We start from the raw sequence: 24554 nt of genomic DNA, 5'->3' as shown, positions 1-24554 counted from the left end.
TGATCAGAAAGGCTTCACCACCACCAACACCACGATTGCGGTGAGCAGTAGCACCGGAATTTCATTGAACCAGCGAAAAAATACATGGCTGCGGTGACTCACTCCTGCCTCGAGCTTGCGCAGCAGCACAGCGCACCCGTGGTGGTAGCCCAGCACTAACAGCACCAGCACCAACTTGGCATGCATCCACCCACTACCGGGGCCGCGCCCGATGCCGTAGACCAGCCATAGGTACAAGCCGAGCCCCACCGCGGGCACCGCCAACAAAGTTGTGAATCGCAATAACTTCCGTGCCATCAGTAGCAAACGGGCGCGCTCGGCATCGGAGCCAGAGGGCACCATCGCCAAGTTCACGAAAATCCGCGGGAGGTAAAACAGGCCGGCAAACCAGCTGGCGATGAAAACGATATGGAAAGCTTTGATCCAGAGCATGGTCAAAGTGTAGCGGCCTGACTTTGCAGCAGGCAAAAAAAACCCCAGCACACGGCTGGGGTGGTAAGCCTTTTTTGCTGTCACACATCAAGGCCCCGCTCAGGGAGGAAAAGCGGGGGATAGCAAGCTACCCGAGGTCGAATTTAACAATGTTGCGAAGTCGTGACAAGCTGTTTTTAGGAATAGCCCCACACCGCGCTAAGGTAATTAGCGACTTGATCAAGTGGTCAGGCGGTGCCGACCCTTGCTTTTGGGGCACAATTTTGGGCATGACCCCTTATGCCCCCTTCCCTGCAGGACGTCCGCGTCGCCTGCGTCGAGACAGCTTCACCCGGAACCTGGTGCGTGAAAATGCCTTGACCGCCCATGACCTGATCTACCCGGTCTTTGTTGTCGATGGACAAGCACAGCGCGTGCCAATCGCTTCCATGCCCGGCGTAGAGCGGCTCAGCTTGGATTTATTGCTGCCGGTCGCCGAAGAGTGCGTGAAGCTGGGCATCCCGGTGATGGCATTGTTCCCAGTGGTCGACGCCTCGCTGAAAACCTATGACGGAGCCGAAGCCCTGAACCCGGAGGGACTGGTGCCCCGCGTCGTGCGGGCCTTGAAAAAAGAGTTTCCCGAGCTGGGGGTCATGACCGATGTGGCCTTGGACCCCTTCACCACCCACGGCCAGGACGGCATTCCCGACACCCGTGCGGAAGAAAACGGCTACATCCTCAATGAAGAAACCACCGCGCAGCTGGTGCAGCAGTCGCTAACCCAGGCGCGGGCGGGGGTAGACATCGTGGCCCCCAGCGACATGATGGACGGCCGCATTGGCGCCATCCGGGCGGCCCTGGAGGCAGAAAAGCTCACCCACACCCGCATCATGGCGTACAGCGCGAAATACGCCAGTGCGTTTTATGGCCCTTTCCGCGACGCAGTAGGGTCCGCCGGCAACCTCGGCAAAGGAAACAAGAAAACCTACCAGATGGACCCCGCCAATAGCGACGAAGCACTCCGCGAAGTCGCCATGGATATCGCCGAAGGCGCCGACATGGTGATGGTGAAGCCGGGCATGCCTTACCTGGATGTGGTGCGTCGCGTCAAAGATGAATTCAGGGTCCCGACTTTCGCCTACCAGGTCAGTGGCGAATATGCGATGCTCAAAGCAGCCGCCGGCAACGGTTGGCTGGACCACGATGCAGTCATGCTCGAGAGCCTGTTGGCATTTAAGCGAGCCGGCGCAGATGGCATCCTGACCTATTTCGCCATTGAGGCCGCCAAAGCACTCCGCGCCTAGCGCTACAAAAAGAAGAGCGCCCTGCGCATATATCTCAAGGGCTCAGGGCACTTTTTATACTAAAACGCAATGCGCATCTTCCATATTGATACGGGTCACGTCCGCGAGAGCGCCCATCTGGAAGCGCTTGGCGCCTCCGATCTCGCGGCTCCGGGCTATGTGTGGATTGCCTGTGGCCGCCCCGAGTTTGAAGCCGAGCAGGCCCGGGTCCAATCGGCACTGCAAGCTTTATGCGGCGAACAGCTGGTGGACCTGCACATCTCCGATCTGATCAACAAGCACCTCCCTTCGCACTACGACTACACCTCCCAGTACGACCTGTTGGTATTCCGTCGATTGGCAGCCAGCCTGTCTGCCACCCCGCCCCTGAATGCACCCGCGACGGAACGGGGGGCACGGGTCAGCGGCCCGCCCATTCTGCGGCGTATTGATACCAGCCCGGTGGGTTTTGCGGTATTTGACCGTGTGTTGCTCACGGTGCACCCGGACGACTGCGCAGTGCGCGACGCCTACGCCGACAAGCTACTGCAAACCGCCAGCAACGAGTCCCGTGCCGCCGGAGCGCGCCTGCCGACGAGTCCGGCAGACTTGATGCTGCGCATCGTCAACTCCATGGTGGACGGCTACCTGGCACTGCGCCGGGAACTCACCCAGCAACTGGACCACTGGCAGAGTGAGTTGCTGAATCCCCGCACCCGCTTTAGCAACTGGAATGCCCTGCTGGAAGCCCGAATGACCTTGCACCAACTCGATGATGTGTGTGAAGAGCAGCGCTCCAGCATTCAAGACTGGATCGAAGCCATCAAAACCTGGCCTGACCCGGCCAGCCCCGCCGACGCGCGGGAGCGGGAACTGCTGGAGGTGCGCAGCCGCGACGTGTTGGAGCACATTGAGCGCGTGGTCCACCATGTGCGGCGGCTTGAGCAGAGTGTGGAAACAGCCGTGCAAATGCACTTTAGTGTGCAGGGCAGTCGGACCAACGACATCATGCGCACACTCACGGTGCTCACCGCCATCTTTCTTCCCCTGAACCTGATTGCAGCGGTCTTCGGCATGAACTTTGACTTCATCCCTTTGCTGCATCAGCAAAGCGGTTTCTGGTGGACCCTGGGGGGCATGGCGCTGACTGCGTCCACCTTGGCGCTCGTGTTCTGGCGCAAACGCTACCTCGCACGCACCACCCGGTAAGCCCGGGTGGGCCACTGCCCCCCGGAAAAACTCAGCCCACGTGCGTATTTAAAAACGCCAGTGTGCGCTGCCGCGCCAGAGACGCCGCCTCCTCATGGTAGGCACCGCGGTGGTCGCAATTGAAGCCGTGCTGGGCCGGGTAGATGTGCAGGGTCACTCCGGGCTGGGCCTGCGCAAACGCATGCACTGTCTCGATAGGAATGGCATGGTCCTGCTCACCGAAATGCGCCAGCACCGGGCACGCCGGGACCCGCACCGACTCGACAGGCGTGGTCATGCCGCCACCGTAATAGGGCACGGCAGCCGCAAGACCCCGGACCTGCTCCGCCGCACGCCAACTGAGCCAACCGCCCCAGCAGTAGCCCATGACGGCCACCTTGCCGGCGCGGGCTGCGTAGTCCACTGCGGCCTGCACATCTTGCATCACGCCCGGGGCGGGCAGTGCTTCAACCTGCGCCTTCAGCGCGGCACCGATCGCAATGTCGTCCTTGGAATAACCCAACTCCACGCCCGACTGCACCCGCTCAAACGTGGCAGGGGCCACGACCAGATAGCCGTCTTCGGCATAGCGGTCGGCCACTGCCCGGATGTGGGCATTGACGCCGAAAATCTCCTGCAACAACACGATGGCGCCCCAGGGCGCGCCGTCCGGTTCAGCCACATAGGCAGGAATCGCCTTGCCGTCCGCAGCGGTGAGAGTGATGGTGGTGCCCATAAATATGTCCTGACCTTTCAAGCGCTGGCTTACTGTGCCTGAAAGCCACTGGCCTTGATGAGCTTGGCCCACACCTGGGTGTACGCCTGCTCGCGCTTGGCCAGTTGTTGCTGGTTCATAAAGCCCACCGTCAGGCCCATGGCAGTGAGGTGGTCTTTCACTTCCGGTTGCGCCAGCACCTTGGCCAGCGCGTCAGAGAGCTTGTCGATCGCAGCTTTGGGGGTGCCTGCCGGCGCGAACAGTCCGTAGTACGGCATATCTTCCAAGCCGGCCAGACCCAACTCGCTGAAGGTCGGCACATCGGGCAGGATGGCCTGTCGGCTGCCGCCCAGCACCGCCACGATGCGGATTTTGCCGGCCTTGTGGTTCTCGATAAAGTCCGGCACCGAGCCCACGCCGGCGGCGATCTGGTTGCCCAGCATGTCGGCCATCATGGGCGCACTGCCGCGGTAAGGAGCGGCCAACAGGTCGAGCTTGTATTTCTCACCCAGTACTTTCACCAGAAACTCGGGAGTCGATGCAGGCGCCGGCACGCCCAGGGTGCCCTTGCCGCCCTGGCTGCGGACCCAAGCCATGTATTCCGCCGTAGTCTTGGCGGGCGTGCCACCCGACACCGCCAGGGCGTTCACAAACGTGGCAAAGCCGGCCACCGGCACAAAGTCTTTGGCGGGATCGAAACCGGGGTTCTTGACCACCTGCGGGAGAATGGAGATGGTGTGGTCATGGCTCAAAAACACGGTGTTGCCATCCGGCGCAGCAGCCTTGAGCGTCTGCGCTGCAATCTGACCACCGGCGCCGGCTTTGTTTTCAACGACCACCGGCACACCGAGCTGGTCCTTGAGCTTGTCTGCGAGGGTCCGGGCAATCGCATCGGTTCCTCCTCCGGCAGGAAAGCCGACCAGAATGCGCACCGCACCGGTCTGCGCTTGTGCTGCAGCCACCATAAGCGCCGAGACCACCGCCACGCGGGTTCCGAGAGCCGCAGCGCGGCGCATTCCTGCCATCCAATTCACCATGAAAACCTCCAGTTTGTCGAGTGCACACCGCTATCGCGGCCCTGAGCTGCAAGCGTAAGCCAAAAACCGGCCATCGCCTTACGATGGGCACCATGCAATCCATCATTCTCATCACCGGCGGTTCCCGCGGTATCGGCGCGGCTACCGCCTTGGCCGCGGCGGAGGCAGGCTATGCCGTCGCCATCAACTACACCCACAACTCTGTGGCTGCCGACGACGTGTTGCGCCGGATCCGCCAGCAAGGCGGCACCGCCATCACGGTGCAAGCAGACGTGGCCGAGGAAGCCCAGGTGCTGGCCATGTTTGCCAAAGTCGATGCCAAGCTCGGCCGCATCAGTGCGCTGGTGAACAACGCCGGGGTGGTGGACCAGACCTGCAGAGTGGCCGACATGAGTGCCGACAGGATGCGACGCATGCTCAACACCAATGTGCTGGGCAGCATGTTGTGCGCGCGCGAAGCCGTGCGCCGCATGAGCACCCGCTACGGGGGTCAGGGGGGTGGCATCGTGAACCTGTCCAGTGTGGCCGCCACCTTGGGCTCCCCGGGCCAGTATGTGGATTACGCGGCCAGCAAGGGGGCCATAGACAGCTTCACCATCGGACTGGCGCGGGAAGTGGCGGCCGAAGGCATCCGGGTGAATGCAGTGCGGCCGGGCATTATTGATACGGAAATCCACGCCTCCGGGGGCCAACCCGACCGGGCCCGGCAACTCGCCCCTCAGGTGCCTATGCAGCGCCCCGGCCGCGCCGAGGAAGTGGCCGCCAGCATTCTGTGGCTACTCGGCGAGCAGTCCAGCTACACCACCGGCACGCTCCTGGACGTCGCCGGCGGGCGCTGACAGGCACCGCCCCTCACCCTCTCACCGGTGCGGCGGCGGATCGGCCGGCAGGCCGAAGAGCGCTGCGGCATTGCCCCAGGCAATTTTCCGGGCGACCGCGGGTGGCAAGTCCCCCAGCCAAGCACGGTATTCCGCCATCAGTGCCTCGTAGTACTGCCACCGTGGATTGATCCAGGTGTCCGAGCCGATCACAAACCGGTCGGGGAACTCCAGCAACAAGGCCCGCCACTCAGGGCAAAGCGCAGGTCGGCTATCGGCCGGGCACAGCAGGCCGGGGCGGTACGACAGCTCGCCCACCAAGCCGGGGTACTGGCGCAGCACATCACGCACCCGCGCCACCGGTACGCCGCTGATACCGGTGTGGGCCCAGATCAGGCGGCTGCGCTGGCCGGCCGAGGGTGTGGCCTGCAGCAAGCCGTCGATGGCCACGTCATCCACATGGGCCAGCACCACGAGCCCCTCACGCTCGGCCCGTGCCATCAGCTGCACCGCTACGGGGCCACGGGCATTGGCACTGTCGTAGAGGTGAAACTCGCCCAGCCCCCGGTAAGGGCTGGACGCAGTGCCCCGGGCCAGCTCGGTATCGACCATAGTGGCGATGGTCGGGTCCCGGAACCAGTTGTCGTAGTCGGCCCGGTCCCGGTACAGGCGCACCAGGGGAACCACCGTCACGCCCGCGGCCCGGGTCTGCCCGGCTGCTTGCGCCAAGGTCCGGGTACCGTCGTTGGGGCGGGAGTTGGCCAGCACCGCCCGCACCCCGCTGCGCTGCATGCGGCCCAGCACGTCCTCCAGCGGATGGGCTTGCTGGGCCTCGATGTTGTAGTGCAGGTGGGCGTCAAACAGAGGGCCCGCATAGTCGGCCGCTTGCACTTGCGAAAGCCAGAGCACTCCTGCGATCGCGCCCATCAAAACCCGGTGCTGCATGGTGATTGCTCCTTCAAAAACTCAAGGGTGGGTGTAGCAGTTTTTCCCGATGCGCGCACCGTCAGGGTGCATTACCATGCGTGCCTCTGCCGCTATCGGCAACCCCCAACCGGAACGTGCTATGGACCTCAAACCTCTGGTGACCCTGCTGGCTATCGTGAATCCGCTGGCGATCGTGCCATTTTTCATTCACTACACCCAAGGGTTTTCGAGTGAGCAGCGGCGCAACACCATCTGGGTGTCTTCGTTCAGTGCGTTTGTGGTGATTGCCATCAGCGCCTTGCTGGGCCTGCAGATTTTGGAGTTCTTCGGCATCTCGCTGGCCAGCTTTCAAGTGGGTGGCGGCATGTTGCTGCTCACCAGTGCCCTGAATATGCTGAACGCGCAGCCCGCCGAAGCCAAGCCTAGCAGCCACGAACTGCAGGACGGCGCAGAGAAAGCCGCCATGGGCGCCAGCATTGCGGTCGTTCCACTCACCATTCCATTGCTCACCGGCCCGGCCAGCATGTCGACCGTGGTGATTTACGCGGACAAGGCCAAGACGTTTTTTCAACTCGGCACCTTGGTCGGCTATGGCGTGGTGGTCGCATTGGCCACGGCCCTGTGCTTTTCGCTCGCCCAACCGATTGCGCGCATTCTCGGCAAAACCGGTATCAACGTCATGACCCGTCTGATGGGCCTGATTCTGGCGGCCTTGGCGGTTGAGGTCATGAGCGACGGGCTGACCAAGCTCTTTCCGGTACTGGGTGGGCGTTAGGCCAGCCCCGGCGAGCTCAAACGCCCGCGATGCCGTGGCGGTTGAGAAAGTCGCCCACCAACTCCAAACGAAGCAAGGGATTGTCGAGTTGCATCAGGCCCTGCCGGAGTTCGGGGGGAAGCTGCAGCAACTCGCACCAGCGGTTGGCCACCCAGGCGCAGTCGTCAAACCGGTAAGGGGCCTGCACCGGTAGTTGGGCTGCGCCATGGCGCTCGCGCAGGCTGTCCAGCAAAGATTCAAGCGCTTGGGCAACCGCCTTTAAATCGTCCGGCACGGGCACTGCGCGGTCGGCGGGCAGGCCTTGTACATCCGCCACCCACAGGCCGTGCTTGAGGCGTTCGCGCCGGGTGATGCGAAACCGCTCACCGGCGGTACAGCGCACCACCATCAGACCGGCCTGCGGCGCCGAAAACTCGGCCACCGTCGCCAAGGTCCCGATGTCGACGAAGGCCTCGTTCGCAAACCCCTCACCCGACGGCTCGGGGCTGCGCACCTCCTGCCCCTGGGTGAGCGACACCACGCCAAACGGGGCGCCGGTTTTATGGCAACGGCCGATGAGGTCCAGGTAGCGGACCTCGAAGATCTGCAACTGCAGACTCCCCCCGGGATAGAGCACCGTGTTCAGGGGAAACAAGGGCAGGGACTGCAAGGTGAGAAGGTCTGCCACGGCAGGGCTCCTTGGGTCAGGGTTTGGCGGGCAACGAGGCCTGCGTTTGCTGCACCCAATCGTCGAGCTGTGTGATGGCGGCTTGGGCTGCCACCGTCAGGGCCCGCACGCCGCCCGGCGCGTCTGGCGTGGGGGCCGGGCTGCTGCTCACCAGCGTACGCTGGGCCACCAGGCTCTCGCCCGCCGGACCCGCTTGCAGCAGCGTGGCCCGCATCCGCACGACGCCGCGGCTGACCTCGGGGCTGTCAAACAGCTGGCTGAACTCTTCCAGCTCCAGGCGCAAGACCAAGGCACCGGCCGGACTGGGAACCCCTTCATTCGCATTGAGCAGCGGTCGCTGCGCACTCAGCGCGCCACGCAGTTGTTGGCGCAAGAGCAAGGCCGGAGGCATGCTCCAGCGAGCTTGGTTGTAGGGCCGCAGGACCTGCGCGTCGGCGTAATTCAGGCGATACAGCACCGCCGCCCCTTCGAGCGCAATGGGGGCCTGCACGTCGGCCATGACCAACAGGGGCAATGGCGCCATGCGGTTCTGCGGTCGCGGCTCTACCGCGCCCGGGCCGAAGTCGTAGACGGCCGTGGTCACGCCCCGCGGCGCAGAGCAAGCGGCCAGCAGGGCCACCAAAAACAAGCCAAAACAGGCTCTAGCCCTTATGGAATATGCGCCAGTAGCTCTTTTATTCATAGCAAACTCATCATCAAAAACATCAAGGCGCCGTGGCCGGCACCACGAAACCGGGCTCGCCGGGGCCGGGCTGGCCCGCAGTTCGCCCGAACAACACGCTTTGCGGGTTGTCATTCAGCCCCTCCACAGCGCGGCCGACCTGGCGGGCCGTGCGGCCGGTGTCTTCGACCGTGCGGTTCAGTCGTGGCAAGAGCTGAATCTGGATTTGGCGGCTGGTGCTCGCCAGCGCATCGGTGCTCTGCCCGATTTTGTCGAGCGTGCCACCGGGGTCGCTCATGCGCTTCGAGGTGCGCTGGAACTCGGTGGCGGAGTTGCGGACCGCGTCGGCACTGGCACCCAGCCGCTCGGTCGTGACCTGAATGCTCTTGAGCGTGGCATCCGCCTGGGCCACCATATGGGGCAGGTTCATGGCCGCGGGGGTGCCGTCGGCACCCAGCACCTGGTCGGCCCGTTTGGTCAGGGCGCTGATGTTGGCGGCGGCATCGCTCAGGTTGCTGATCGCGCCCATGAGCTGTTTCTGGTTGTCGTTGGCCAACAGTCCGTTCATGCGGATGCTGGCTTGCTCCAGCTGGGTGAGCAAATTGCCCCCCTGCTCGCTCAGCCGCGACACCATGCTGGCACGCATGGGAATGCGGGGGGCGTTGTCACCCTCTGCCACCAGCGCGGGGCTGCCCTCGTCTTTGTCATCCAGCTGCACGAATGCCAGGCCGGTCACGCCCTGAAAACCCAGCGCCGCAAAGGTGGTGCGGGTAATAGGCGCTGCCTCGTTCACAGCGATGCGCAGCAACACATTGCCGCGCTGCTGCGGGTCGAGCGCGATGCTAGTCACCCGCCCGACGAGCACGCCCTTGTAGCGCACGGCTGCCTGGGGCTGCAGGCCGGTGACGCCTTCGGCGCTCGATATTTCATAGATACGCTGCTCGGTAGTGTCGCGGGTCAGCCACAAAGCCAAGCCGGTCAGCATGGCCAGAAGCGCCACCACAAAAACCCCGGCAGCCAGGGCGTGAGATTTGTTTTCCATACCTTGTCGATCTAACCTGCATTGGAGGGCGAATGCAAGAGCGCCTGCGCACGGCGCCCGCGTCCACCCCTGAAAAAATCCTGCACAAACGGGTGCTCAAAAGCCACCACCTCCGGCGGTGCGGCGTTCAGCACCACCCGCTTGTCGGCCACCACGGCGATCCGTGTACTGAGTTCGAAAATAGTATCCAGATCATGCGTCACCATCACGACGGTCAGCCCCAACTCCTGGTGCAGGCTTTGCAGCAGCGCGCAAAACGCGTCCGCACTGTCGGGGTCGAGGCCGGCAGTGGGCTCATCCAAAAGCAGCAAAGGCGGGTCCATGGTCAGGGCCCGGGCCAGCGCCACCCGCTTGATCATGCCGCCGGACAAGTCAGAGGGCATTTTGTGCGCCTGGGCGGGGTCCAGCCCCACCATCTGCAACTTGACCATGGCGACATCACGCACCAGCGACGGAGGCAGCGTACCGCGCTCGCGCAGCGGGAAGGCAATGTTTTCCAACACCGTGAACGCGGAGAACAAGGCCCCGTGCTGGAACAACATGCCCACCCGGCTCGACGCTCCCGCACGCCCCAGCTCGGCGGCAGGCCGGCCCTGCACGGTGACCGAGCCCCGGGCGGGCGTTTCCAGGCCGAGCATCTGCCGCAGCAACACGGTTTTGCCGCTGCCGGAGCCGCCCACGATCGAGAGCAACTCGCCTTGCTCCACCGTCAGGTCCAAGTCCTGATGGATCACGGTGGGGCCACCCGGCGTTTTGAAGACCGACCACAGTTTGTCGATGTGCACCATGGGGTTGGCAGCGTCGCTCATAGGCCCACCGATTTAAAAACAACCGCAAACAGCGCATCCACCAGTATCACCATGGTGATGGAGCTCACGACCGAGGCGGTGGTGCCCTCCCCCAGGCTCTGGGTATCGGGCTTAACGCGCAGGCCGTGGTGGCAGGCAATGAGTGCTATCAAGACGCCAAACACACACGACTTGCCCAGCGCCAACCAGAGGTTGGCAATCTCCACTGTTTTGGGCAGGGCCGACAGAAAGTAAGCCGGTGTGAGCCCCATGCTGAGGTCAGAGGCCAGCATGCCGCCGAGCAAGGCGGCCAGCGTGGTCCATACCGCCACCAAAGGCATGGCCACCGCCATCGCCAGCGTGCGGGGCATGACCAGGCGGAAGCCTTTAGGAATACCCATGACGCGCATGGCATCCAGCTCCTCGGTGACCCGCATCACACCGATTTGGGCCGTGATGGCGGAGCCCGAGCGGCCCGCCACCAAAATGGCAGCCAGCACCGGTCCGAGCTCCCGGATGAGGGACATGCCCAGAATATTGACGATAAAGCTGTCGGCTCCGTATTGCCGCAGCTGCTTGGACATCAGGTACGCCAACACCACCCCGATCAGAAAACCGACCAGTGCCGTGATGGGCAAGGCGGTGGCCCCGATGCGGTAGAGGTGGCCCGACACATCGCGCCAAGGGCCTTGCAAGGGGTGGCGCGCCAACTGCACACTGTCCAACAGAAGTTGCCCCGTCATGCGCAGCAGCCCACCCAGGTGGGACTGAATGCCTGCCAAGCGGCGGCCCAGTGCCATGAGCAAGGCATGCCAATCCCTACGGTCTGCCGGCGGGGGCGGCACAGAAAAGCGGGCCACCCGGTCCAGCAAGGCCTGTTGCACAGGCCCCGCTTCGAGCCGCTTGGGCCAATGGCGTTGCCAGAAGTTCCAGAGGGCTTGGGCGCCGGTGTGGTCCATGCGCTGGGCGGGGCGTACATCCCACACCACGTCGGGGGCCGCCTCGGCGGTGGGGCGGGCGCGCTGCCATTGGGCTTCGAGCGCTTGCCATGCCGCCGGAGCCGAGAGGGCATCCGCCGTCCAGTGGCCGCGCAAAGTGACACGCAGACCGTCGGGGTCCTGGGTGATGCTGAGTGCGGGCTGGGTATCCTCCACGGATCGGGTACTCTGAGTGGCTAAGGTGCGCATGGTACCCGCTCAGATCCGGACACCCCCGTAGCAAAGCAAGCAAAATACCTGCAGGAGACAAACGAACCATGCAAGAAAACGAAAGCCTGACCCCTGAGTTGGGCATAGAGCGGCGCGACGCTGTTTTGTGGCTCACCATCCAGCGCGAGGAGCGCCGCAACGCCATGAGCCATGGTGTGATTGCCGGCTTGGCCAAGGCGATCCACGACGCCCAGCACCAAGCGGGCATACGCGCCATTGTGCTGACCGGCGCAGGGCCCAAGGCCTTTTGCTCGGGGGCGGACTTACAGGCCTCCAAGGTATTCACCGGCGATTTTTCGCAACCCCATGCGCACCTCGCACAGCTCTTGCGTGCGGCGCGCGCCAGCCATATTCCGCTGATTGCGCGGGTGAATGGTTTTTGTCTGGCCGGTGGCATGGGGCTTTTATCCATGTGTGACATGGCGGTGGCCGCCACACACGCCACCTTCGGGCTGCCGGAGGTCAAAGTCGGCGTGTTTCCGGCACAGGTGCTCACGGTATTGCAGCACCTTGTGCCGCGTCGGGTGCTGGCTGAGATGTGTATCACCGGCGAACCGATTACCAGCGCACAGGCCTTGACCTACGGGCTGGTAAACCACGTAGATGACGATGTGGATGCCAAGCTCCAATGGCTGCTGGACCGGATTCTGGACAAGTCGCCCGCGGCTATCCGCAGAGGGCTCTACACCATGAAGTCGGTAGAGACCATGGCCTTTGAGGAGTCCATGGCCTTTACCGAGAGTCAGATCGCGCTGTTCAGCCTGACCGATGACGCCCGTGAAGGCCAGAAGGCCTTCCAGGAGAAACGCAAGCCGAACTGGACCGGCACGTGAGCCGGCCCCTCCATGCCGCCCCGGGCGCAACGCCCAAGACCACCGACACAGCCATGAACAACGACACCACCTTCGACTACATCATCATCGGCGCAGGAACCGCGGGCTGCCTGCTCGCCAACCGCCTGAGCGCCAATGCCTCCAAGCGGGTCTTGCTGATCGAAGCCGGCCGCAAAGACGATTACCACTGGATTCACATCCCCGTGGGCTACCTGTATTGCATTGGCAACCCCCGCACCGATTGGCTGTACCAGACCGCTGCGGAGGCCGGCCTGAATGGACGCAGCCTGCGCTACCCCCGGGGCAAGACCTTGGGCGGCTGCAGCAGCATCAACGGCATGATTTACATGCGGGGACAGGCGCGCGACTATGACCAGTGGGCACAGCTCACCGCCGACGCCCACTGGAACTGGGACAACAGCCTGCCCTACTTCAAACTGCATGAAGACCACCACGCGGGTGCCAACGCCCTGCATGGCGCCAAAGGAACCCCCTCGGCACTGCTCAAGAACAACACCACCGACTACGGCAAGGTGCTCCGGCACCACCAGGCAGGCGGCGAGTGGCGGGTAGAGAAGCAGCGCTTACGCTGGGACGTGCTCGATGCCTTTGCCCAGGCAGCGCAACAAGCCGGCATTCCTGCGACCGACGACTTCAACCGCGGCGACAACGAAGGGGTCGGCTATTTCGAGGTGAATCAAAAAGCCGGCTGGCGCTGGAATACCGCCAAGGCCTTTTTGCGCCCCATGTGTTACGGCCGCCCCAACTTTGAGCTGTGGACTTCGGCACAGGTCGCCAAACTCGTGCTGGAACCCGCATCTGCAGAGGGCTCCAGTGGCGCTCCGCTGCGCTGCACCGGGGTCGAGGTGTGGAACGGAAGCGAGATGGTCGTGGCGACCGCTCGCGCCGAGGTGATCTTGTGTGCCGGCGCCATTGCGTCGCCGCGCATCCTGCAGCATTCGGGCATCGGCCCGGCCGCACTGCTGCAACAACACGGTGTACCCGTGCTGCAAGACACCCCGGGGGTGGGCGCTAATCTGCAGGACCACCTGCAGATTCGTGCGGTGTTCAAGGTCAAGAACACCACCACGCTCAACACCCAGGCCAACAGCCTCTGGGGCAAGGCCAAAATCGGTTTGGAATACGCGCTCAAACGCAGCGGCCCCATGAGCATGGCACCCAGTCAACTCGGCGCCTTCACCCGCAGCCGGCCGGACATGCCGCATCCGAACCTGGAGTACCACGTGCAGCCACTCAGCCTGGAGGCGTTCGGGGAGCCACTGCACACCTTCAATGCGTTCACCGCCAGTGTGTGCAACCTGAACCCCACCAGCCGCGGCACCGTCGAGATACAGTCCCCCGACTTTGCCGCCGCGCCACGGATCGCGCCCAACTACCTCAGCACTGACGAGGACCGCCAGGTGGCCGCCGACTCCCTGCGGGTCACCCGGCGTATCGTGGCCCAACCGGCCTTGCAAAAATACCAGCCCGAGGAATACAAGCCCGGTATCCAATTCCAGAGCGATGCCGAGCTGGCACAACTCGCGGGTGATATTGCCACCACCATCTTCCATCCGGTGGGCACCACCAAAATGGGGCGGGTCGACGGCCCTGACCACGATCCGATGGCGGTGGTCGACAGCCGGCTGAAGGTGCGCGGTGTATCGGGCTTGCGGGTCGTGGATGCAGGCGTCATGCCGCTCATCACCAGCGGAAATACCAACTCCCCCACCTTGATGATTGCGGAGAAAGCAGCCCAGTGGATTGCAGAAGATGCGACCCCACGGCAATAGAGGGTTTGTCCTGATGCCGCCAGCCCGTCGGGACGGCTACATTTCATGCCAACGCTGAACCGAACAGCAACTGCGAGGCCCACAAGGCCGGGCATGAAACGACGCCGAGGAGACGGCTAAGAACACTTCCAATAATTCTGCACATAACGATGCAGCCTCACAAAAGCACCGGCAACCCCGGTGCTTTTTTCTTTGCACATCAAAACCAGCTGTAGCCCTCGTGGAATATGCGCAACTAGCTATAGTTTTGATAGCAATTTTCACCCTCCCCCGGGTGCGACAATGGCCGCATGGAATTGCTCATTGCCTCGCTCGCCTCCGGTTTGGCCGGATTTATTGATTCGATTGTGGGCGGTGGCGGCCTGATCCTCACGCCGGCCTTGTTTGCCTTGTTTCCCCACACCGCACCGGCAACCCTCTTCGGCACCAACAAAGGGGCTGCGGTGGCCGGCACCGCTTTTGCCGCAGTTCAATACAACCGTAAGGTGTCTCTTCCGTGGAGGGCACTGCTGCCGGCCACCGCTGTTTGCTTTGCGGCCGCCCTGAGCGGCGCTTGGGTCGTGACGCAGATTTCACCGGAGTATTTGCGTAGAGCCCTGCCTTTGATCCTGGTGCTGGTTCTGGGCTACACCCTGGCCAAAAAAGAACTAGGCCGCCACCATGCCCCCCGCTTCAGTGGACGGCACGAAGTTCTGGTGGCCTGCTCCATCGGGGGACTGATAGGATTCTATGACGGCTTCTTCGGCCCCGGCACTGGAAGCTTTTTTGTCTTCCTGCTGGTGCGGCTCTTGGGCTACGACTTTTTGCATGCCTCGGCCGGCGCCAAATTACTCAATACCGCCTCCAACTCCGCGGCCTTGTTGCTGTTCGGGCTGACGGGGCATGTGTGGTGGCACTATGTCGTGTTCATGGCCCTGGCCAATGTCGCCGGCAGCCTGGCCGGAACCCATCTGGCCTTGAAGCACGGTACCGGTTTTGTCCGTTCCGTGTTCATCGCCGTCGTGTCGGCCTTGATCCTGAAAACCGCGTACGACGCTTTTCTGCGCGGCTGGTGAGCGGTTTCAGCGGCTGGGCGGCCAGGGTAGGTCAGCCGCGACCCGGGGTTTTCCGATAGGCGCGCTCGCCTTCCCTTGGCTGACGGCTACGAGATCCTCCTCGCTGGGGTATTGCCCCAACAACCAGTAATCGAAGGTCCGCCGCGCGATCGGTGCCGCCGATGCTGAACCGAAACCGGCGTTCTCCACGATCACGGCGAGGGCGATCTTGGGATCCTCCGCAGGCGCGAACGCCACATAGAGGGAGTGGTCCCGCTGGTGCTCCTCCATTGCCGATGCGTTGTACTTCTGGTTTTTTGCAAGGCTCACTGCCTGCGCCGTGCCGGTCTTTCCACCGCTGACGTATCCGGCACCGGCAAACACACGGGTTCCTGTGCCGCCTTGGGTCACGCCCACCATGGCGTCACGAATGACTTTCAGGTTTTCGGGCTTGTAAGCCAGATCGATCGCCGGCTCAGGCGCCACGGGCGTGCGCACGCGGGTGGTAGCGTCTTGCGTCGCAATCACCAGCTGGGGTTTGTGCTTTACCCCGTTGTTGGCAATGATGGAGACCGCCTGGGCAATTTGCAGCATGGTGAAGCTGTTGTAGCCCTGCCCGATACCCAGAGAAATGGTCTCGCCCGCGTACCACTTCTGATGCTCCGGACGCTTGTAGTATTTGCGCTTCCACGCTTGGCTGGGCAGGATTCCGCGCACTTCACCATTGATATCAATGCCGGTAAGCTGCCCGAAACCCAGTGGCGCCATGAAGTCATGCATGGTGTCCACCCCCAGTTCATTGGCCAGGGAGTAGAAATACACGTTGCTCGACTCCACAATGGCGCGGCGCATGTCCATGATGCCGCCCCGCTCGTTCTCCGGGCTGCCGAAGCGATTCCCGCCGAACATGTAAAAGCCCGGATCGTTGATCAGTGTCTGCGGCGTGCGGGTTCCGGTTTCCAGAGCCGCCAGGGCCATGAAAGGTTTGTACGTGGAGCCGGGCGGATAGGTGCCCCGCAGTGCACGATTGAGCAGCGGCTTGTCGATGGATTCGTTCAGCATCTGCCAGTTTTCCTGGTCAATGCCTTCGACAAACAAATTAGAGTCAAACGTCGGCTTACTCACAAAGGCCAGCACTTCACCCGTCTTGGGGTCCATGGCGACCAGTGCCCCCCGGCGGGTGCCGAACATGTCTTCGATGAGCTTTTGCAGTTTGATGTCGATTGACAACATCACAACGTTGCCCGGTGTCGACGGGTTGCTCGCCAGCTTGCGGACCGCGCGCCCCCCTGCCGAGGTTTCAATGCGCTCTACGCCAGTCGTGCCGTGCAATACCGACTCGAAACTCTGTTCGACGCCCAGCTTGCCGATGTATTCGGTGCCGCGGTAATTGGCCTGGTCTTCGCTGTCGTCGATCTTCTCTTTCTCGGCGCGGTTAATGCGGCCGATGTACCCGATCACGTGGCTGGCTAGTTCACCATAAGGGTAGTTTCGGAACAGCCGTGCCTTGATTTCTACCCCGGGGAAACGGAACCGCTGCGCAGCAAAGCGGGCAACCTCCGTATCGGTGAGCCGGGTCCGGATCGGCACGGACTCGAAACTCTTGGACTCTTCCATGAGTTTCTTGAACCGGCGCCGGTCGCGCGGCGTGATGTCAACCACCTGCGCTAACTCTTCCAGAGTGATCTCGACGCCACGACTTTTGGACGGCGTAATTTCGAGCGTGTAGGCCGAGTAATTGCTCGCCAGCACAATGCCATTGCGGTCTTGTATCAAGCCGCGGTTAGGGACGATAGGGACTATGGACGTCCGGTTACTTTCTGCTTGGGCACGTAAATCTTCATGGCGAAATATTTGCAGATACACAAGCCGTGCGAAAAGTAGCACGAAGCAAACCACCACCAGAACACTGATGGCGAAGACCCGCGTCCGGAAACGCGCGAGATCAGCCTGCACATTGCGCAACTCAGTCATGAGAGGCCGCTTTACAAAGGCCGGTTGGCATCTGGGTCCGGCGCACGGCGCTGGGGGGCCAACAGCACAATGCTAGCGACCGGCCACAAAGCCGCCTCCAACAGTGGCGCCAAAAGCAATGACCAACCAGGGAACGCACCACCGCCCACCATGCGCAGCAATAGCTCCAACCCGTGCGCGGCAATAAACAAGGGCAGAACCTGGGCCGCTTGGGATGGCACCGAGAACCACAGCAAACGGCGGTGAACCGCAATCGCGAGAAAACTCAGCACTGTGTAAGACAGGGCATGTTGTCCTAGCAATGCCCCTTGGTGAACATCCATCAACAGGCCGAAAACAAACGCGGCCCCGATTCCGATGCGCAGCGGCTGGTGCACGGTCCAGAACACCAGCACCAAGGCCACCAGGTCAGGCATCCATGCCGACCGACCCCACAGCCCCATATTGAGGAGCATGTTCAGCAGAAGCGCCGCCAAGAGACTGGTCCAGATAAAGAGAGGTCTGGCCGGAAGCAAAAGCTGCTGGCCCGGGCGCATGATCATGGCTTAGCTCCTTTGCCTGCAGGCGCAGCCGCAGCATCTTGCGGGGGCCGCTCAGGTACTTTGTTGCCCAGTGGATCGAGCACGATGACATGCTCTGCGCCAGACACCAAGCCCAGAGGCACGCAGTAAATGCGCGCAAACACGGCATCCACTTTTCGCTCGACTCGTTCCACCCGCGCAACGGGCAGACCCGGCGGGTAAACGCCGTCCACTCCGCTGGTCGTCAGCAAATCACCCACCGCTACATCGGCATTGGCCGCCATGTAGCGCAGCTCCAGCGCATCCGCGTGGGACGATGTGTCACCAAAGGCAACACCCCGGGCACCCGTACGCACATTCAGCACAGGGATTGCGTGATCCCTATCAGTAATCAGGGTCACTTCGCTCACGAGAGGGTAGATGCGGGTGACCTGCCCAATCACGCCGGACTCATCCAGCACGGGCGAGCCCACGACCATGCGGTGGGCCAAGCCCTTGTCGATAATGACTTTGCGGGTGTAGGGGTCGGCCGCGTCATAAATGACCTGCGCCGCCCGGAATTCCGAGCTCAAGCGTGTCGACAAATCGAGCAGCTTGCGTAAACGCTGGTTCTCAAGATCGAGCTGTTCGACCAGGTTGGCGCGCTGTGACTGCACACTGAGTTTGCGGCGAGCCTCGTCCTGGGCCGTTTCAGCCGAGGCCAGCGTTGAGAAGTAGTTCCCGAGCCGGCCAGCACCCTCTACGGGCTGAAGGGCCAGCCACTGCACCGGGTACAGCACCGCAGCCAAAGCCACCCGCAAGGGCTGCATCACTTTGAAGCGAGCGTCCGACACCATCAACAGCAGCGCCAAAGCACTGCAGACGGCGAGCTTAGACAGGGCCGAGTGGCCCTGGCGGAAAAAGGGTGGAGGATCTCTGTCCAGCGTACCGAGTGGCATCGCTGCGTCCGGGCTGGGTGAGGCTTATTCGCTGGTGAAAATGGAGCCGAGGCGCTCCATCTGCTCCAGTGCGATGCCGCATCCGCGCACCACGCAGGTCAGCGGGTCTTCCGCCACGAGAACCGGCAGGCCGGTCTCTTCTGCGAGCAAGCGATCCAGGTCACGCAGCAAGGCGCCACCACCGGTCAACATCATGCCGCGGTCGGCAATGTCTGCACCCAACTCGGGGGGGGTTTGCTCCAAGGCGTTCTTGACCGCAGAAACAATGTTGTTCAGCGGATCGGTGAGCGCTTCCAGGATTTCGTTCGAAGAAATCGTGAAGCTGCGGGGCACGCCTTCGGACAAATTGCGGCCGCGGACTTCCATTTCTTTGACTTCGGAACCGGGAAAGGCCGATCCGATTTGCTTCTTGATCGCTTCTGCGGTGGGCTCGCCAATCAGCATGCCGTAGTTGCGGCGGATGTAGTTGATGATGGCTTCATCGAACTTGTCACCGCCTACGCGCACAGAGCCTTTGTAGACCATGCCGCCCAAAGAGATCACGCCCACCTCGGTGGTACCGCCGCCGATGTCAACCACCATCGAACCGCTGGCCTCCGCAACCGGAAGTCCTGCGCCGATAGCCGCTGCCATAGGCTCTTCAATCAAATACACGTCGCTGGCGCCTGCGCCCAAAGCGGACTCACGGATCGCCCGGCGCTCCACCTGTGTCGAGCCGCAAGGCACGCAAATGATGATGCGCGGGCTGGGCTTGAACACGCCACGGGGGTGCACCATCTTGATGAATTGCTTGAGCATCTGCTCAGTCACGGTGAAGTCGGCGATCACGCCGTCTTTCATCGGGCGGATAGCCTCGATGTTGCCGGGCACCTTGCCCAGCATGGCTTTGGCTTCGCGGCCGACGGCCTGAATCGTCTTTTTGCCTTGCGGTCCGCCTTCGTGGCGGATGGCCACCACGGAAGGTTCGTCAAGGACGATCCCTTTATCGCGTACAAAAATCAGGGTGTTGGCAGTGCCAAGGTCAATCGCCAAGTCAGTAGAAAAGTACTGACGAAAAGCTCCAAACATTACATTTCCTCTCAGGCACACAGCACGCCTCGGCGCTGCGTCACCGGTTTTAACAATTCAATATCCGTAAGTTTGGCGTCAAAGACCGCGGTTTTCCGAGTCTCCAGCCAAAGGCAGGATAATAACCCATCGCCTGTGAATAACTCTCGGAGGAATCGGTGCTTTGACACGATTTACCCCCGGTTTCAACTCTTCTACACCCATGTCCTTGACATCTTCCGATATCGCCCGCATCGCCAATTTGGCGCGACTCGAACTTCAGCCCGCCGAAAGTGAGCGCATGCTGACGCAATTGAACGGTTTTTTTGGAATCGTGGAAGCGATGCGCGCCGTGGACACCACGGGCATTGAACCCTTGGCCCACCCGGTCGCTGCGATTCAGGACATCACCTTGCGCTTGCGCGACGACTTGGCAACCGAGACCAACCAGCGCGAAGACAACCAGCGCAGCGCCCCGGCCGTCGAGCGCGGCCTCTTTTTGGTGCCCAAGGTTATTGAGTAACACCCCCTACATTTATGACGACTCCTCTTGCCACCCGCGCACCCCACGACCTCAGCGCCCAGGAATTGGTCACGGCGCTTGCCAACAAACAAGTTTCCGCCACCGAGTTAGCGCAACATTTTTTGGACCGCAGCCAAACGCATAGCGCGCTCGGTATTTACGTGGACAGCAACCCCGAGGCCACCCTGGCCCAAGCGCGCGCAGCAGACGCCCGGATTTCCACCGGCAACGCGCGCCCTTTGGACGGCCTGCCTCTCGCGCACAAAGATATTTTTGTCACCCGCGATTTCGCAACCACTGCGGGTTCGCGCATGCTCAAGGGCTATCGCTCGCCTTACGACGCGACCGTAGTCCAAAAACTGGCGGAGGCCGGAGCCGTAACGCTGGGCAAAGTGAATTGCGATGAATTCGCCATGGGCTCCAGCAACGAGAACACTGCGATTGCCCCGCTGGGCAGCGAATCGGTGCAACCGGTGCGTAATCCCTGGAATACCACGCGGATTCCGGGCGGTTCCTCCGGCGGCAGTGCCGCAGTTGTCGCGGCCCGCCTGGCCCCTGCCGCCACAGGCACGGACACGGGTGGCTCCATTCGCCAACCGGCGGCGTTCTGCGGCATCACCGGCATCAAGCCAACCTATGGCCGCGCTTCACGCTACGGCATGGTGGCCTTTGCCTCCAGCCTGGACCAAGCAGGCCCCATGGCTCGCAGCGCGGAAGACTGCGCTTTGCTGCTGTCCGCCATGTGCGGCCCCGATGCAGACCGCGACTCCACGTCACTCGACACGCCGGTCGAAAACTTTTCGCGCAAGCTCAACGACAGCATCGAAGGGCTGCGCATCGGCGTGCCCCGGGAGTTCTTTGGCGACGGTTTGTCGGACGATGTCCGATCCACTGTGAATGCCGCCCTCAAGCAGTACGAACAATTGGGTGCCAAGCTCGTGCCCATCGCATTGCCACGAACCGAGCTCTCCATCCCGGTGTACTACATCATTGCCCCGGCGGAAGCCTCGAGCAACCTGAGCCGGTTTGATGGTGTGAAGTTCGGCCACCGGGCCAATGACTACGGCGACCTCGCCGACATGTACAAAAAGACGCGTGCGGAGGGCTTTGGCGACGAAGTCAAACGCCGGATCATGATCGGCACCTATGTACTGAGCCATGGTTACTACGACGCCTATTACCTCCAGGCGCAAAAAATCCGCCGCATGATTGCCGACGACTTCCAGAATGCGTTCAAAGACTGCGACGTCATTGCAGGCCCGGTAGCCCCCACTGTCGCCTGGAAAATCGGCGAAAAATCCGATGACCCGGTTGCCAACTATCTGGCCGATATCTTCACCTTGTCCGGCTCGCTGGCGGGGCTGCCGGGCATGAGTATCCCGGTCGGCTTTGCCCAAGCCGAGGCTGACAAAGGCATGCCCATCGGCATGCAATTGCTGGGTAACTATCTGGACGAGGCCCGCCTGCTCAATGTTGCCCACCGCTTTCAACAAGCTACCGATTACCACCTGGCGAAGCCCACAGGATTCTGAACATGAGTGAGACCGTGAACACATTCGAATCACTACAACAAGGCCGCCCTACCGGCCCGCTGGTGCATGGCTACGAGGTCATCATTGGCTTTGAGACACACGCCCAACTCTCCACCCAATCCAAAATCTTTTCACGCGCCAGCACCGCGTTCGGCGCTGAAGCCAACACCCAGGCTTGCGCAGTGGATTTGGCCTTGCCCGGCACCTTGCCGGTCATGAACAAAGGCGCTGTGGAGCGGGCTATCCAGTTTGGTCTAGCCATCGGGTCCCACATTGCCCCGCGCAGCATCTTTGCCCGCAAGAACTACTTTTACCCGGATCTGCCCAAGGGCTACCAGATCAGCCAGTTTGAGATTCCGGTGGTGCAAGGTGGCGCTGTCGAGTTTTTCCTCGGTGATGAGAAAAAAACGGTGCGCCTGGTGCGCGCGCACTTGGAAGAAGACGCAGGCAAGTCCTTGCACGAAGACTTCATCGGACAAAGCGGCATCGATCTGAACCGCGCTGGCACCCCGCTGCTTGAGATCGTGACCGAACCCGATATGCGCTCCAGCGCCGAAGCAGTGGCCTACGCCAAAGAGCTTCACAAAATCGTGACCTGGATCGGCATTTGCGACGGCAACATGCAAGAGGGCTCATTCCGTTGTGATGCCAACGTCTCTGTCCGCAAACCCGGCCAGCCTTTGGGAACCCGGCGCGAGATCAAGAACCTGAACAGCTTTAAGTTCATGCAGCAAGCGATTGACTACGAGGTGCGCTGGCAAATCGAACAGATAGAAGATGGACTGGAGATCCAACAGGCCACCGTACTCTTCAATCCCGATACGGGTGAAACACGTGCCATGCGCACCAAAGAAGACGCCGCCGACTACCGCTACTTTCCAGACCCCGATCTGCCGCCGCTATGTATTTCGGAGCAATGGATTCAGACAATACGGGGGCAAATGGCTGAATTGCCTCGTACTATGGCAACTCGCTTCCAAGCTGACTACGGCCTGAGTGAGTACGACGCTACCCAACTTACGCAGAGCCTCGCACTGGCCAGCTATTTTGAAATAGCCGCCAAAGCCAGCGGCCAGGCCAAGCTGGCCAGCAACTGGATCACCGGTGAGTTGGCCCGTCGCCTGAATGGCCAAGACCTCGGGATTGATCAGTCGCCGGTGAGTGCCGATCTGCTGTCGCAACTCTTGACACGCATTGCCGACAGCACCATCTCCAATAGCGCCGCCAAACAAGTGTTTGATGCGCTTTGGGAAGGTAGCGCCAATGTGGATGCAGTGATCGAGGCCAAAGGCCTCAAACAAATGAACGACACCGGCGCGTTGGCCGCGATCGTGGACGAGGTGATTGCTGCGAACGCCAAGAATGTGGCGGAGTTCAAAGGCGGCAATGAAAAGGCACTGAATGCCCTGGTTGGCCAGATCATGAAGGCCAGCAAAGGCAAGGCCAACCCGCAACAGGTCAACGACCTTTTACGAAGCAAACTAGCAGGCTGAATACCTTTACTTAGGCACAGCGGCTGCGGCAGCCCATAGCTGTCGCAGCCGGACCAACTCGTCATCAAAACGGGCATTGACCCGCTTGGCTTCGGCCTCCTGCTCGCCGATAAAGCGGCGTTGCACGCCTTGGCTTTGCGAGTTTTCTTCGAGCTGGCGCCTCAGATACGCGGGTGCTTTGGTGGGGTCTTTTTTGTAGAACTCCATCTCGGCATCGATCGCAACCCGTTGTTTGGCGAGCTCGTCCAGCCGGTTGGTGGCCGCTTTCACCACCACGGCAATTTGTGCGAGTGCGTCCGCTCGCTCTTGGTCGTGCACAGCTTTAGCGGGGTAGCGCACTAGCAAAGCCCGGTCACGGCGCTTTTCTTCGGCATTCCTGCTGCGCTCCTCGGCCTCGCGCTTTTCTTTGGCCTCTATGTCTGCCTGCTCTTTGGCCGTGAGGCTAGGGCCTACCTTGGCCCTCACCGTCCCACTGGGATTGAGGATCTTCTGCTCCCGGTCAATGCACTCTTGTATCGGGCGGTCGGCAGTCAGTTTGCGCCCCTTGGCATCCACGCAGGTGTAGACACCACCACTCACGGGAGGGGCCACTTGGGCGGAAGCTGTAGCACCCAACCCCAAGAGAATGAACACCCAACGGGCAGGGCCCGACATCATTGACTGCTTCATGAATTAGCTTTCTTCTACGCCATAACGCTGCCGGTAGGCCAACACGCGCTCAGCATCCTCCGTGGAACCGTGACTTGCTTGAAGATACTGCATCAAATCAGCCAGCTTCGCAATGGCACAGACCTGCAAGCCTAACTGTTCGCGCACATACTGCAACGCACTGTAGGGCACATCCTTGCCGTTTTCTGTGGCCATTTCCTGCCGGTCGAGGGCGATGCATACCGCGTGCGGTGTCGCGCCCGCAGCCTGAATAATGGCAATCGACTCGCGCGCTGCGGTACCAGCGGACATGACGTCATCTACGATCAACACGCGCCCCTTCAGTGGGGCGCCGACCAGGGTGCCACCTTCACCATGGTCCTTGGCTTCCTTGCGGTTGTAGGCAAACGGGACATTGCGCCCCCGACGCGCCAGCTCAATCGCCACCGCGGCCCCCAATGGAATGCCCTTGTAAGCGGGCCCGAACACCATGTCAAACTCGACATCGCTGTCGATCAAACGCTGCGCATAAAATCCGGCCAGACGCCCCAGTTTGGCACCATCGTCAAACAAACCGGCATTGAAAAAATAGGGGCTCATGCGACCGGCTTTGGTTTTGAATTCGCCGAACCGCAACACGCCACATTCGATAGCAAACTGTACAAATTCTTGAGCCAACGGGTCTTTGTCCGACATGG

General features: G+C 61.8%; 25 protein-coding genes. 10 read left to right on the top strand and 15 right to left on the bottom strand.

Annotation, left to right across the window (positions count from 1 at the left end):
* Positions 1-3: 3 nt before the first annotated feature.
* Entirely contained in the window at positions 4-432 is a 429-nt protein-coding gene (locus QZW03_RS11140; RefSeq protein ID WP_296510068.1) for a CopD family protein, read from the bottom strand.
* Positions 433-701: 269 nt separating this feature from the next.
* On the opposite strand from QZW03_RS11140, the gene hemB reads away from it, so the two are divergent.
* Both hemB and QZW03_RS11130 read left to right on the top strand, forming a co-directional pair.
* Positions 702-1715 (top strand): porphobilinogen synthase, encoded by a 1014-nt coding sequence (gene hemB / locus QZW03_RS11135; protein WP_296510067.1) that lies wholly within the window; start codon positions 702-704, stop codon positions 1713-1715.
* A 69-nt stretch (positions 1716-1784) separates the two neighbouring features.
* Positions 1785-2903, top strand: a complete 1119-nt coding sequence (locus tag QZW03_RS11130) for a magnesium transporter CorA family protein (RefSeq protein ID WP_296510066.1) — start codon at positions 1785-1787, stop codon at positions 2901-2903.
* Positions 2904-2934: 31 nt separating this feature from the next.
* On the opposite strand, the gene QZW03_RS11125 is transcribed toward QZW03_RS11130, so the two are convergent.
* Positions 2935-3618 carry a dienelactone hydrolase family protein gene (locus tag QZW03_RS11125; RefSeq protein ID WP_296510065.1) on the bottom strand — a complete coding sequence of 228 codons (684 nt, stop codon included), beginning with the start codon at positions 3616-3618 and terminating at the stop codon, positions 2935-2937.
* A 29-nt stretch (positions 3619-3647) separates the two neighbouring features.
* Entirely contained in the window at positions 3648-4562 is a 915-nt protein-coding gene (locus tag QZW03_RS11120) for a Bug family tripartite tricarboxylate transporter substrate binding protein (protein WP_296510085.1), read from the bottom strand.
* A 164-nt stretch (positions 4563-4726) separates the two neighbouring features.
* Here QZW03_RS11120 and QZW03_RS11115 point away from each other — a divergent pair, with 164 nt between their 5' ends.
* On the top strand, positions 4727-5473 hold the full coding sequence (locus QZW03_RS11115) for an SDR family oxidoreductase (protein ID WP_296510064.1): 747 nt from the start codon (positions 4727-4729) through the stop codon (positions 5471-5473).
* Between the two features lie 21 nt (positions 5474-5494).
* Here the strand turns inward: QZW03_RS11115 and QZW03_RS11110 are convergent, their stop codons facing one another.
* Entirely contained in the window at positions 5495-6379 is an 885-nt protein-coding gene (locus tag QZW03_RS11110; protein ID WP_296510084.1) for an amidohydrolase family protein, read from the bottom strand.
* 139 nt (positions 6380-6518) lie between these two features.
* Here QZW03_RS11110 and QZW03_RS11105 point away from each other — a divergent pair, with 139 nt between their 5' ends.
* A complete protein-coding gene (locus QZW03_RS11105) occupies positions 6519-7154 on the top strand; it encodes a MarC family protein (protein ID WP_296510063.1) in 636 nt (211 codons plus the stop codon).
* 16 nt (positions 7155-7170) lie between these two features.
* On the opposite strand, the gene QZW03_RS11100 is transcribed toward QZW03_RS11105, so the two are convergent.
* The 5 genes from QZW03_RS11100 to QZW03_RS11080 are packed head-to-tail and all read right to left on the bottom strand — an operon-like array spanning position 7171 to position 11499.
* A complete protein-coding gene (locus tag QZW03_RS11100; RefSeq protein ID WP_296510062.1) occupies positions 7171-7821 on the bottom strand; it encodes an LON peptidase substrate-binding domain-containing protein in 651 nt (216 codons plus the stop codon).
* Between the two features lie 16 nt (positions 7822-7837).
* Positions 7838-8503, bottom strand: a complete 666-nt coding sequence (locus QZW03_RS11095) for an ABC-type transport auxiliary lipoprotein family protein (protein WP_296510061.1) — start codon at positions 8501-8503, stop codon at positions 7838-7840.
* Between the two features lie 22 nt (positions 8504-8525).
* On the bottom strand, positions 8526-9524 hold the full coding sequence (locus QZW03_RS11090; protein WP_296510060.1) for an MlaD family protein: 999 nt from the start codon (positions 9522-9524) through the stop codon (positions 8526-8528).
* 11 nt (positions 9525-9535) lie between these two features.
* On the bottom strand, positions 9536-10333 hold the full coding sequence (locus QZW03_RS11085; RefSeq protein ID WP_296510059.1) for an ATP-binding cassette domain-containing protein: 798 nt from the start codon (positions 10331-10333) through the stop codon (positions 9536-9538).
* On the bottom strand, positions 10330-11499 hold the full coding sequence (locus QZW03_RS11080; RefSeq protein WP_296510058.1) for an ABC transporter permease: 1170 nt from the start codon (positions 11497-11499) through the stop codon (positions 10330-10332). Before QZW03_RS11080 ends, QZW03_RS11085 begins: the two co-directional genes overlap by 4 nt.
* Before the next feature lie 68 nt (positions 11500-11567).
* On the opposite strand from QZW03_RS11080, the gene QZW03_RS11075 reads away from it, so the two are divergent.
* The 3 genes from QZW03_RS11075 (at position 11568) to QZW03_RS11065 (ending at position 15201) form a co-directional block, all read left to right on the top strand.
* Complete coding sequence (locus QZW03_RS11075; RefSeq protein WP_296510057.1) at positions 11568-12353, top strand: enoyl-CoA hydratase/isomerase family protein; 786 nt, start codon at positions 11568-11570, stop codon at positions 12351-12353.
* Between the two features lie 53 nt (positions 12354-12406).
* Entirely contained in the window at positions 12407-14146 is a 1740-nt protein-coding gene (locus QZW03_RS11070) for a GMC family oxidoreductase N-terminal domain-containing protein (protein ID WP_296510083.1), read from the top strand.
* Between the two features lie 290 nt (positions 14147-14436).
* Positions 14437-15201, top strand: coding sequence for a TSUP family transporter (locus QZW03_RS11065; protein ID WP_296510056.1), 765 nt, complete (start codon positions 14437-14439; stop codon positions 15199-15201).
* Positions 15202-15207: 6 nt separating this feature from the next.
* Here the strand turns inward: QZW03_RS11065 and mrdA are convergent, their stop codons facing one another.
* Genes mrdA through QZW03_RS11045 form a run of 4 tightly spaced genes read right to left on the bottom strand, consistent with a single transcriptional unit; the run spans position 15208 to position 19681 of the window.
* Positions 15208-17154 carry a penicillin-binding protein 2 gene (gene mrdA, locus QZW03_RS11060; protein WP_296510055.1) on the bottom strand — a complete coding sequence of 649 codons (1947 nt, stop codon included), beginning with the start codon at positions 17152-17154 and terminating at the stop codon, positions 15208-15210.
* An 11-nt stretch (positions 17155-17165) separates the two neighbouring features.
* A complete protein-coding gene (gene mreD / locus QZW03_RS11055) occupies positions 17166-17696 on the bottom strand; it encodes a rod shape-determining protein MreD (RefSeq protein WP_296510054.1) in 531 nt (176 codons plus the stop codon).
* Positions 17693-18613, bottom strand: a complete 921-nt coding sequence (mreC, locus tag QZW03_RS11050; protein ID WP_296510053.1) for a rod shape-determining protein MreC — start codon at positions 18611-18613, stop codon at positions 17693-17695. The genes mreD and mreC overlap by 4 nt, the downstream gene beginning before the upstream one ends.
* A 24-nt stretch (positions 18614-18637) precedes the next feature.
* Entirely contained in the window at positions 18638-19681 is a 1044-nt protein-coding gene (locus tag QZW03_RS11045; protein WP_087495517.1) for a rod shape-determining protein, read from the bottom strand.
* A gap of 202 nt (positions 19682-19883) precedes the next feature.
* Here QZW03_RS11045 and gatC point away from each other — a divergent pair, with 202 nt between their 5' ends.
* The 3 genes from gatC to gatB are packed head-to-tail and all read left to right on the top strand — an operon-like array spanning position 19884 to position 23208.
* Positions 19884-20183 (top strand): Asp-tRNA(Asn)/Glu-tRNA(Gln) amidotransferase subunit GatC, encoded by a 300-nt coding sequence (gene gatC, locus QZW03_RS11040; protein ID WP_296510052.1) that lies wholly within the window; start codon positions 19884-19886, stop codon positions 20181-20183.
* Positions 20184-20197: 14 nt separating this feature from the next.
* Positions 20198-21715, top strand: a complete 1518-nt coding sequence (gene gatA, locus QZW03_RS11035) for an Asp-tRNA(Asn)/Glu-tRNA(Gln) amidotransferase subunit GatA (protein ID WP_296510051.1) — start codon at positions 20198-20200, stop codon at positions 21713-21715.
* 2 nt (positions 21716-21717) lie between these two features.
* On the top strand, positions 21718-23208 hold the full coding sequence (gene gatB, locus QZW03_RS11030; protein ID WP_296510050.1) for an Asp-tRNA(Asn)/Glu-tRNA(Gln) amidotransferase subunit GatB: 1491 nt from the start codon (positions 21718-21720) through the stop codon (positions 23206-23208).
* A 6-nt stretch (positions 23209-23214) separates the two neighbouring features.
* Here gatB and QZW03_RS11025 read toward each other — a convergent pair whose 3' ends face one another.
* Positions 23215-23877, bottom strand: coding sequence for a DUF4124 domain-containing protein (locus QZW03_RS11025; protein WP_296510049.1), 663 nt, complete (start codon positions 23875-23877; stop codon positions 23215-23217).
* A gap of 3 nt (positions 23878-23880) precedes the next feature.
* Complete coding sequence (pyrE, locus tag QZW03_RS11020) at positions 23881-24552, bottom strand: orotate phosphoribosyltransferase (RefSeq protein ID WP_296510048.1); 672 nt, start codon at positions 24550-24552, stop codon at positions 23881-23883.
* Between the last annotated feature and the right edge of the window lie 2 nt (positions 24553-24554).

The organism is Rhodoferax sp. (assembly GCF_013297935.1).
In the GTDB taxonomy this organism is placed as follows: Bacteria; Pseudomonadota; Gammaproteobacteria; order Burkholderiales; family Burkholderiaceae_C; genus Allorhodoferax.
This window is presented reverse-complemented; position numbering and strand designations above follow the sequence as displayed.

Bases quoted from the DNA above. Each gene is read 5' to 3' on its own strand.
- QZW03_RS11110 (WP_296510084.1), bottom strand. From the start codon at position 6,379: ATGGGCGCGATCGCAGGAGTGCTCTGGCTTTCGCAAGTGCAAGCGGCC.
- QZW03_RS11095 (WP_296510061.1), bottom strand. From the start codon at position 8,503: ATGAATAAAAGAGCTACTGGCGCATATTCCATAAGGGCTAGAGCCTGT.
- QZW03_RS11045 (WP_087495517.1), bottom strand. From the start codon at position 19,681: ATGTTTGGAGCTTTTCGTCAGTACTTTTCTACTGACTTGGCGATTGAC.
- QZW03_RS11085 (WP_296510059.1), bottom strand. From the start codon at position 10,333: ATGAGCGACGCTGCCAACCCCATGGTGCACATCGACAAACTGTGGTCG.
- hemB (WP_296510067.1), top strand. From the start codon at position 702: ATGACCCCTTATGCCCCCTTCCCTGCAGGACGTCCGCGTCGCCTGCGT.
- QZW03_RS11120 (WP_296510085.1), bottom strand. From the start codon at position 4,562: ATGGTGGCTGCAGCACAAGCGCAGACCGGTGCGGTGCGCATTCTGGTC.
- QZW03_RS11130 (WP_296510066.1), top strand. From the start codon at position 1,785: ATGCGCATCTTCCATATTGATACGGGTCACGTCCGCGAGAGCGCCCAT.
- QZW03_RS11140 (WP_296510068.1), bottom strand. From the start codon at position 432: ATGCTCTGGATCAAAGCTTTCCATATCGTTTTCATCGCCAGCTGGTTT.
- mreD (WP_296510054.1), bottom strand. From the start codon at position 17,696: ATGATCATGCGCCCGGGCCAGCAGCTTTTGCTTCCGGCCAGACCTCTC.
- QZW03_RS11070 (WP_296510083.1), top strand. From the start codon at position 12,407: ATGAACAACGACACCACCTTCGACTACATCATCATCGGCGCAGGAACC.
- gatC (WP_296510052.1), top strand. From the start codon at position 19,884: ATGTCCTTGACATCTTCCGATATCGCCCGCATCGCCAATTTGGCGCGA.
- QZW03_RS11125 (WP_296510065.1), bottom strand. From the start codon at position 3,618: ATGGGCACCACCATCACTCTCACCGCTGCGGACGGCAAGGCGATTCCT.
- mreC (WP_296510053.1), bottom strand. From the start codon at position 18,613: ATGCCACTCGGTACGCTGGACAGAGATCCTCCACCCTTTTTCCGCCAG.
- QZW03_RS11080 (WP_296510058.1), bottom strand. From the start codon at position 11,499: ATGCGCACCTTAGCCACTCAGAGTACCCGATCCGTGGAGGATACCCAG.
- pyrE (WP_296510048.1), bottom strand. From the start codon at position 24,552: ATGTCGGACAAAGACCCGTTGGCTCAAGAATTTGTACAGTTTGCTATC.
- gatB (WP_296510050.1), top strand. From the start codon at position 21,718: ATGAGTGAGACCGTGAACACATTCGAATCACTACAACAAGGCCGCCCT.
- QZW03_RS11115 (WP_296510064.1), top strand. From the start codon at position 4,727: ATGCAATCCATCATTCTCATCACCGGCGGTTCCCGCGGTATCGGCGCG.
- QZW03_RS11105 (WP_296510063.1), top strand. From the start codon at position 6,519: ATGGACCTCAAACCTCTGGTGACCCTGCTGGCTATCGTGAATCCGCTG.
- QZW03_RS11075 (WP_296510057.1), top strand. From the start codon at position 11,568: ATGCAAGAAAACGAAAGCCTGACCCCTGAGTTGGGCATAGAGCGGCGC.
- gatA (WP_296510051.1), top strand. From the start codon at position 20,198: ATGACGACTCCTCTTGCCACCCGCGCACCCCACGACCTCAGCGCCCAG.
- QZW03_RS11025 (WP_296510049.1), bottom strand. From the start codon at position 23,877: ATGAAGCAGTCAATGATGTCGGGCCCTGCCCGTTGGGTGTTCATTCTC.
- mrdA (WP_296510055.1), bottom strand. From the start codon at position 17,154: ATGACTGAGTTGCGCAATGTGCAGGCTGATCTCGCGCGTTTCCGGACG.
- QZW03_RS11090 (WP_296510060.1), bottom strand. From the start codon at position 9,524: ATGGAAAACAAATCTCACGCCCTGGCTGCCGGGGTTTTTGTGGTGGCG.
- QZW03_RS11065 (WP_296510056.1), top strand. From the start codon at position 14,437: ATGGAATTGCTCATTGCCTCGCTCGCCTCCGGTTTGGCCGGATTTATT.